Here is an 8364-nt window from a genome sequence, read left to right as displayed (position 1 = left end):
TGGGGACTGGGGACTGGGGACTGGGGACTGGGGACTGGGGACTGGGGACTGGGGGGATGAGGGAGAAATAATCAATACTCTTTCCTTATTCCCAATTCCCCAATATGAGTCATTTGTAAAGTTATGTTAACGAAAATATCACAAAACTCATGATAATTCGTAACAAAAAATGATCCAACGACATAGTATAAACAAATAAGGAGATTGAAAAACGCGCTTAGAGAAAGGGTAGAGGTTGTTCGCTACCTAATTAATCAAGTCCTTCAATCTTTTAAGAAATGCAAAGTCTTCCAAATTTCTGAATCGGAAATAAAAGAAGACATTTAGCTGGTAACTCATCAACTGGCTTAGCCTTCCCAAGACTGTTTAGACAGTCTAGCGCCAAGCTTAACCAAGTCCGGTTGTAATCTAAAACCGTAATCAACAAAACACATTAGGAGATTGATATGGTTCTCGACGCATTTGCAAAGGTGGTATCTCAGGCTGACGCACGGGGCGAATACCTCAGTGGTTCTCAACTAGATGCTCTAAGTGCTTTAGTTGCTGATGGCAACAAGCGTATGGACATTGTGAACCGCATTACCAGCAACTCATCAGCGATTGTTGCGAATGCGGCTCGTGAATTGTTTGCTGAGCAACCACAGTTGATTGCTCCTGGTGGTAATGCTTACACCAGCCGTCGGATGGCTGCTTGCTTGCGCGACATGGAAATTATCTTGCGCTACATCACCTATGCAATCTTCTCTGGAGACGCTAGCGTTCTAGATGACCGCTGCTTGAACGGTTTGCGTGAAACCTACTTAGCTCTGGGTACTCCTGGTGCTTCTGTAGCAGTGGGCGTTAAGAAAATGAAAGATGCAGCGATCGGAATCGCTAACAACCCCAACAACATTACCAGAGGCGATTGCAACAGCTTGATTGCTGAATTGGGCGGCTATTTTGACAAGGCTGCTTCTGCTGTTGCTTAAAGCGCGATCGCGCTATGGGTAACTCGTAAAGGTTGCTATTGATTACAAGTCCGTTGCTACGTTTTTGACAAAATAATTGGGAGATAAGCTAACAATGAAAACCCCTCTAACCGAAGCAGTAGCTGCTGCTGATTCTCAAGGACGCTTCCTCAGCTCTACCGAACTCCAAGTTGCATTTGGTCGCTTTCGTCAAGCTGGAGCTAGCCTACAAGCAGCTAAAGCTTTGACTTCCAGCGCTCAAACCCTAGCTCAAGGTGCAGCTCAAGCGGTTTACAACAAGTTCCCCTACACCACCAGCACCTCTGGCCCCAACTATGCCTCAACTCAAGTTGGTAAAGACAAGTGCGTTCGTGACATCGGTTACTACCTCCGCATGATCACCTACTGTCTAGTTGTAGGTGGTACAGGCCCATTAGATGATTACCTCATCGGTGGTATTGCTGAAATTAACCGGACATTCGAGCTATCTCCTAGCTGGTACATTGAAGCTCTGAAGTACGTTAAAGCTAACCACGGTTTGAGCGGCGACCCTGCTGTTGAAGCTAACTCTTACATCGACTACGCTATCAACGCTCTAAGCTAGTTGATAATTTTGCCCGGAGGGGCATACAATGACTGGCATTTGTTAGTGATTGTTTACCCTTCCGGGCATTGTTTTTTTAATTACGAATTACGAATTACGTTAGCGCAGCGTTAGCGACGAAGGAGCGTCATTACGAATTACGAATTATTTTATAGAGAGTAAAGAGTTGGGTGAAAAACTTTTTTCGTCCTTGAGCTAAGGACAAATGACTATTGACCCTTGACTTCACACAATGGAAAACGAAACTGGAATTCAGGAAGATAACCTATTAACAGTAGAGCAAGCGATCGCTAATCTCCAGGGTGAAGATTTAGGATTACGCGTATATGCAGCTTGGTGGTTAGGGCGGTTTCGAGTTGATGCCCAAGAAGCAATTGAAGTATTAATAGCAGCACTTGAGGATGAGGCAGATCGCACCGAGGTAGGTGGTTATCCTCTGCGACGCAATGCAGCGAGAGCATTGGGAAAACTGAACAATCGCCGGGCGGTTGCGCCACTAATTAAGGCGTTGGCATGTTCTGATTTTTACGTTAGAGAAGCAGCAGCGCAGTCTCTGGAAATGTTGAGGGACTTGTCTTGTATTCCAAAGCTGATTGCACTGTTAAACGATAGTGTACCTGGAACACTACCCGCCCCAGAACCACCACAACTTGTCCAACCCTTTGACGCCATTTTAGAAGCCTTGGGAACTCTAGGCGCAACAGATGCAATTGCTGATATTCAACCCTTTTTGAATCACCCCATTCCTCGAATTAAATATGCCGCAGCCAGGGCAATGTATCAGTTAGCCCCCGAACCACAAGTAGCAAATCAATATGGCGATCGCTTAATACAAGAACTCTCCAATCCAGATTTACAATTGCGACGGGCTGTATTAGCGGATTTAGGGGCAATTGGTTATTTACCTGCGGCAGAGGCGATCGCTCAAACATTAGCAGAAAATAGTCTCAAACTGATTTCTCTTAAAGGTTTGTTAGAAAAGCAACTGCAACAAACTACGCCACCGAATTTATCTGACGGGGCAATTCAGGTGATGACATTGATGGATGAATTGCTCTAGGATATTTCTAGCTCCGGCGATTAGAAATCGCGCGCCACTTCCTCTACTTGGGGAGCCACTACACAAACAAAACCCACCTTCGTGGGTTGGGTTTCAAGACCTCGATATTCCCTCATTTAGAATCTTTAAATTGTCTAATTGGAATATCAATAATAAATTCTGCTCCTTCGCCAGGTTGGGACACGCACTGTAACTTACCTCCATGCTTTTCGATGATTTGGTGACTAATTGAAAGTCCTAAACCTGTGCCTTGACCTACGGGTTTGGTCGTAAAAAAAGGATTGAATAGCTGAGTTTGTACTTCTTGTGATATCCCGAATCCATTATCTTTGATAGAAATTTGGATGCGATCATCTCCGATACGCTGGGTCTTAATATTGATCACTGGATAATGTTTTTTTGCACCTGATTTAATAGACTGACGACATATATCCTCTAAAGCATCGATCGCATTTGCTATTAAGTTCATAAATACCTGATTGAGTTGTCCAGCAAAACACTCTACAAGTGGTAAATCTCCATATTGCTTGACAACTTCAATTCCTGAATGTAACGAATTCAATTTGAGACGATGCTGCAATATTAATAGGGTGCTATCAATTCCCTCATGGATATTGACGGATTTCACTTCAGCATGATCCAAACGAGAGAAATTTCGTAGCGAAAGTACAATTTCATAAATCCTCTCAGCCCCTAATTTTAGCGAGGCAAATAGTTTAGGTAAGTCTTCTGCAATAAATTCTAAATCTGTAACTTTTGCTCGTTGTTTAATTTCTGGATTAGGTTCAGGATAATGCTGTTGATAGAGATTGAGCATCTCAATTAAGTTCTGTGTATATTCGTGAATATGGCTGAGATTGCCGTAGATAAAATTAACTGGATTATTGATTTCATGGGCTACTCCTGCTACTAATTGACCCAAACTTGACATCTTTTCACTATGAATTAATTGGGTCTGAGTTTGCTTTAAATTATCGAGAGTTTGTGAAAGTTGTGTGGCCTGCTGCTGTGTATGTTTGAGCAGTACCGCATGTTGTAGAGCTACTCCTAACTGAGAAGCAATTTGGCTCACAAATTCAATTTCTGACTCTTGCCATTTCCGAGATTTTTCACATTGATGAATACAAAGTAAACCCCATAAATTACCTTGCTTGAGCATCGGCACTACTAAGTTTGCCCTTACCCAGAATCGAGACAACATTGAGATATAACAATCGTCTAATTCCGAGTTATAGATATCTGCTACTGCATGAATATAACCGTGACAGAATTTCTTAGTATACTGTTCGCCTACACAGCGATCATAGACTTTTGCTGCTAAGGTTGAAGGAAAATGAGATGCAACATCTTCTGCTATGACTTCGCCACCTTCATAACTAAATTCAGAATAGAAACGAAAAACCACAACTCGATCAGCATTGAGTACGCGGCGGAGTTCTTGGGTAGTGGTTTCAAAAATCTCATTCAAGTCTAGAGATTCTCTAACTTTGGTGATTACACTTGCTAGAGTTTGCTGTTGTTCTGCTACAAGAGCCAATTGTTGTGTTTGCGATCGCACTTGTTCCACATACTCAGCTTGCTGCAAGGCTACACCTAATTGAGTAGCAATTTGTTTAAAAAATTCTACCTCTGAAACTTCCCAATGACGACTGCTAGAGTGTTGATAAACTCCCAATAAGCCCCATAATTCTTGTCCAACAAAAATCGGCGTAATTATAAAAGCTTTGACATGAAATTGTTCGAGTAAATCAATGTGGCAATCGGCAAATCCCATGCTGTACACATCATTAACCACGAAGGTTTCATTATTGCGATAGCGTCCCCCTTTGGTTTCTTGTAAATATGTGTCATCCCACACAGTATTTACCCCTAGCTTGACATTATTCTGCCATCGAGGATTTGCAGATTCATAATCACTGACAAATTCACCTCCCCAGTCGGCATTAAAGCGATACACTGCTAAGCGATCGCTCTTTATTAATTGACAAATTTCCTCAGTTGTAGTACGGAATATATTTTCCACATCCAGCGATTGCCGCATATTTGCAATGATGCGAGCCAGGGCTTGTTGCCTTTCAATCGATCGCTGTAACTCAATGGTAGAGCGTTGCAAATCGGTATTGCTCTGTTGCAATTCGGCAGTGCGATCGCGTACTTGTTGCTCTAAATTAGTATTGAGGGCTTGTACTTGTTGATACAGTCGATATTGCTTAATAGCAGTGGAAAAGCGCTCACCAAGTGCTTGTGCTAGCTTGACATCTGCATCAGCCCACTGTTGTGCCTGTCCAGTTTTCAGTTCGCGCCATGCCTCAAAAGATTGACGCGGCATCAGTTGACGAGAATCAGTATCAACACAGCCAGCCCAAATAGTTTCTATATCCACTTCATCTCGGAAGATACTTAAGCAGCCAACGACAGTAGAAGCATACAGCAGGGGTACAATCAACAAACCCCGGATTTGCGTGGCTTGGAAGCAAGGAGTGATCGCTCTAAATAAGGGTTCTTTATAAATATCAGCGATCGCCCACAAATTTGTGTCAGAATTGCGCTCATCCGGTGGAGGATTCAAAGCATAAACAGCTCTCATCCAATTCACCGACCATAATTTAGCTCCGATGCTGTCATAATCGCCGGGTGGGCTAGTAGCGGAGTAGAGGTATTTTAGCCATAATCGATGTTCCTCAATCGGTCTACCTGCTCCACGATCAAGTGCAGCAGGTTGTACCCCACAGGTGTAGATTTGTGTAGGTTGTTTATTGTCTGGCAGTAAATAAAGGCGTCCTCCAGAACCTGCAAAAGCAGCTACCGTTTCCTCTAGGGCAGCTTGCAGCTGCACAGTCGGCGTAGTATAAAGTTGTTCGGTAACTTGGTTAATGATAGCTTCTTGACGGGCTTGCTCTCTGACTTGGTTGAGTAAAATAGATTGAGAAATTGCGATCGCTACTTGATCAACTACCGATTGAATCAGCTGTAATTCTTGCTCTGTGACAACTCGTGGTTCTGAATGGTGAGATACTAATAGCCCCCACAATTGCGATGATTGTCGCAGAGATGGTAAAGAATCTTTCCCAGTTTCTTTACTTTGTAAAACAATCGGCACAACAACCGAAGACATGACGTCCATCGCTGTTAAATATTCCACATGGCAAGGATCAACAGGACGATAGCGAATATCTTGCTCTTCGAGGGGTTGACCCGTTTCTAAGTTATCGAGAGGACTAATACCTATTTCGTGTGTTGCTAAATCTACTATTCTGCGTTGACGTGCCCTCACAAATAATTCTCTCGCATACGGTGGAATATCATCTGCAGGAAAATTTAGCCCTAACAGCGGAGGTAAGCGACCTTCTTGAATTGATTCGGCAATCACCAACCCATGACCATCGGGTTGAAATTGGTAAATTTTCACACGATCAGTGCCGAGAAATGAGCGGACTTCCGCAACCGTAGCTAATAAAATTTCTTGTAGTTCTAAAGATTGCCGCACCCGACTAGCAATACGGTGTAATAAAATTTCCTGAGTCAAACTTACATGCTCCGTAGGTAAATCAACCATAAACTTCTTGACTACAGATTTAGTATTTAATAATTTTTATGAGCTATATCTTATACATTCTGATAATCAATAGTTATATATGACAGTCGTAAAAACACTGATATATGAGCTACATACATTGAGCTTACATATGCAATTGTCTAGTTTGTCAAAGACGCTACACGAACACCAGTAATTGTGTAATTGATATATTCCTTAGGATTCGTGTAAAAATAAGTTGAACAATTTAATATTTGTAGTGCGGGCATCTTGCCCGCGCGAGCAAGATGCTCGCACTACTTATTTTTACTTGATGCCTTACGTAGATTATTCTCGTGATGCGCGACGAGGGTTACTGTGCTTTTCACCGATTTGATCCACAAGCGATCGCTCAGTACGATTACTATGGCTGATTGTGGAAACTTCTCAGGACAATTGTGGAATTTATCACTTCGATAAAAATATTTGACCAGCCGTAAGTCATTAGTATTTTTAAACACATACAAAGTAAAGACGTTGCTCTACAACGTCTTTACAAAAATGAGTTCGGATTGAATTAAAGAATCATCTTCAACGACTCATACTATTTCTTAGGGAATATACCAAACCAGTTATAATTTGACCTTGAATAGTCTATGGTATGAATTTTATTGTCATGGAAACCGTTCGATTCATATGTTGTAGACGAACCATCTATACTGTCAGTAATGTTGGTTATATGAATAGAGGGATAACCACCCAATACTGTTTTCTCATCTGCTGAAACAGACTCATATAAAAATGTCTCTTCTTCGATAAATTTGAAGTCGCGAATCGCTATTTTAGTCATTGCCTTAGTTTAGTTACCAATAGTTAATTAGACTAATATATTTTAGATTATTAGCCATTATTTTTTTAGCTATTTTTAAGGTAAATTACAGATAAAATTGTCATATTAATATTTTGAATATAGTGCTTGCAAAACATAATTTATTATTTATTCTTGCAATAAGATATATTTCTATAAAACCTTTTTATCTTATACAAAAAATGGTAGAATCTTTAAAAGTTTTGGTTAAATAGAATTCGCTACTACACAAAGCTTAGTCCACCTCCGTGGACTAAGCAAAAGTTATATCTTTCAAACCCACCTCCGTGGGTTTTATCTGTGTAGCCAAGCCAGTGCGTTGGGCGGCTTTGCCGACTTGTAGACGCCCGGAGGGCGGCTTCCCACAGGGTAGCAACTGGCGCGCGATTACTAATCGCTAGAGCTTAATAAAACCAGGGAGTAATCCAGGAACTACCAAACGTATAATTTGACCTTGAATAATCTACAGTACGAAATCTACTATCGTGGACAGTATCATATTCGTATGTAACCGAATTGTCATTTACAGCGTCGCTGACGTTCTTTATATAAAGATAGGGAAAGCCTCCCCATATAGTTTGTGCTTGTGTTGGAACCAAAGCGTGCAAAAATGTTCCTAAATCAATAGTATAAATATCAAAAATTCCTATCCTAGCCATTATTCCGTCTCCTGCTCAGAATTAATTTGCTCTTTAATTTTAATGATACTCTCATCATCATTGCACCCATCTTCATCAACAAGTTAATAGATAGGTAAAGGATTGATATTTAAATCACTTAATGGAACCAAGGATTAACCCAAGAAGTACCAAATGTGTAATTTGACCTTGAATAGTCTCTGCTATCAATCCTATTATCGTGGAAAGTATGAACTTCAGATGTAAATGAGTGGTCATTTATGGCGTCACTAATGTTTTCTATATAAACATAAGGGAAGCCTCCTAAGACTTTCTTTAATTGTGCTGGAGTTAAATCATGCAAAAACATTCCTATATCAATAGGATAAAAATCTGAAATTCCTATCTTAGCCATTTTTTATCTCCTATTCTTCAGATGATTTGCTATTTTATTCTATATGATTGTTTAGAATATTATCAGCACTTTTTAATTAGATTATATATATAAATTTCATATAAATATCAAATCTAATTAGATTTTTAGGACATAATTTAAAACTTATTTTAATGTTTTATGTCTATATTTTTTAGATAATTGCAAACTTATATTCCAAAAGGAATAGACATACAGTTAAGGACTTATTCACCACAATATTAAGTCTCAGAATTTTATGCGCCGATCTCAAGATGGGAAGATTTTTCTCATTGATTGCGACAATTTGACAAAGCAACTATCAAGTATAAGGTCGCCACT

At 40.5% G+C, this 8364-nt stretch carries 6 protein-coding genes; 3 read left to right on the top strand and 3 right to left on the bottom strand.

Annotated elements, in window-relative coordinates; genetic code table 11:
* Positions 1 to 446 precede the first annotated feature (446 nt).
* The 3 genes from cpcB to cpcE all read left to right on the top strand — a co-directional run bounded on the left by cpcB (position 447) and on the right by cpcE (position 2611).
* Positions 447 to 968, top strand: coding sequence for a C-phycocyanin subunit beta (gene cpcB / locus AC5JMF_RS26065; protein ID WP_495798609.1), 522 nt, complete (start codon positions 447 to 449; stop codon positions 966 to 968).
* Positions 969 to 1062: 94 nt separating this feature from the next.
* A complete protein-coding gene (cpcA, locus tag AC5JMF_RS26060) occupies positions 1063 to 1551 on the top strand; it encodes a C-phycocyanin subunit alpha (protein ID WP_495798608.1) in 489 nt (162 codons plus the stop codon).
* Positions 1552 to 1783: 232 nt separating this feature from the next.
* Entirely contained in the window at positions 1784 to 2611 is an 828-nt protein-coding gene (gene cpcE / locus AC5JMF_RS26055; protein ID WP_495798607.1) for a C-phycocyanin alpha-cysteine-84 phycocyanobilin lyase subunit CpcE, read from the top strand.
* 112 nt (positions 2612 to 2723) lie between these two features.
* Here the strand turns inward: cpcE and AC5JMF_RS26050 are convergent, their stop codons facing one another.
* The 3 genes from AC5JMF_RS26050 to AC5JMF_RS26040 form a co-directional block, all read right to left on the bottom strand.
* Positions 2724 to 6167: a GAF domain-containing protein gene (locus tag AC5JMF_RS26050; RefSeq protein ID WP_495798606.1), complete on the bottom strand. Its 3444-nt coding sequence runs from the start codon at positions 6165 to 6167 to the stop codon at positions 2724 to 2726.
* A gap of 562 nt (positions 6168 to 6729) precedes the next feature.
* Complete coding sequence (locus tag AC5JMF_RS26045; protein WP_495798605.1) at positions 6730 to 6975, bottom strand: hypothetical protein; 246 nt, start codon at positions 6973 to 6975, stop codon at positions 6730 to 6732.
* Between the two features lie 795 nt (positions 6976 to 7770).
* A complete protein-coding gene (locus AC5JMF_RS26040; protein WP_495798604.1) occupies positions 7771 to 8025 on the bottom strand; it encodes a hypothetical protein in 255 nt (84 codons plus the stop codon).
* Between the last annotated feature and the right edge of the window lie 339 nt (positions 8026 to 8364).

The organism is Desmonostoc vinosum (assembly GCF_059505385.1).
The sequence above is the reverse complement of the archived record's forward strand: the minus strand, read 5'-3'. Positions and strand labels throughout refer to the sequence as shown.

Bases quoted from the DNA above. Each gene is read 5' to 3' on its own strand.
- cpcB (WP_495798609.1), top strand. From the start codon at position 447: ATGGTTCTCGACGCATTTGCAAAGGTGGTATCTCAGGCTGACGCACGG.
- cpcA (WP_495798608.1), top strand. From the start codon at position 1,063: ATGAAAACCCCTCTAACCGAAGCAGTAGCTGCTGCTGATTCTCAAGGA.
- cpcE (WP_495798607.1), top strand. From the start codon at position 1,784: ATGGAAAACGAAACTGGAATTCAGGAAGATAACCTATTAACAGTAGAG.
- AC5JMF_RS26050 (WP_495798606.1), bottom strand. From the start codon at position 6,167: ATGGTTGATTTACCTACGGAGCATGTAAGTTTGACTCAGGAAATTTTA.
- AC5JMF_RS26045 (WP_495798605.1), bottom strand. From the start codon at position 6,975: ATGACTAAAATAGCGATTCGCGACTTCAAATTTATCGAAGAAGAGACA.
- AC5JMF_RS26040 (WP_495798604.1), bottom strand. From the start codon at position 8,025: ATGGCTAAGATAGGAATTTCAGATTTTTATCCTATTGATATAGGAATG.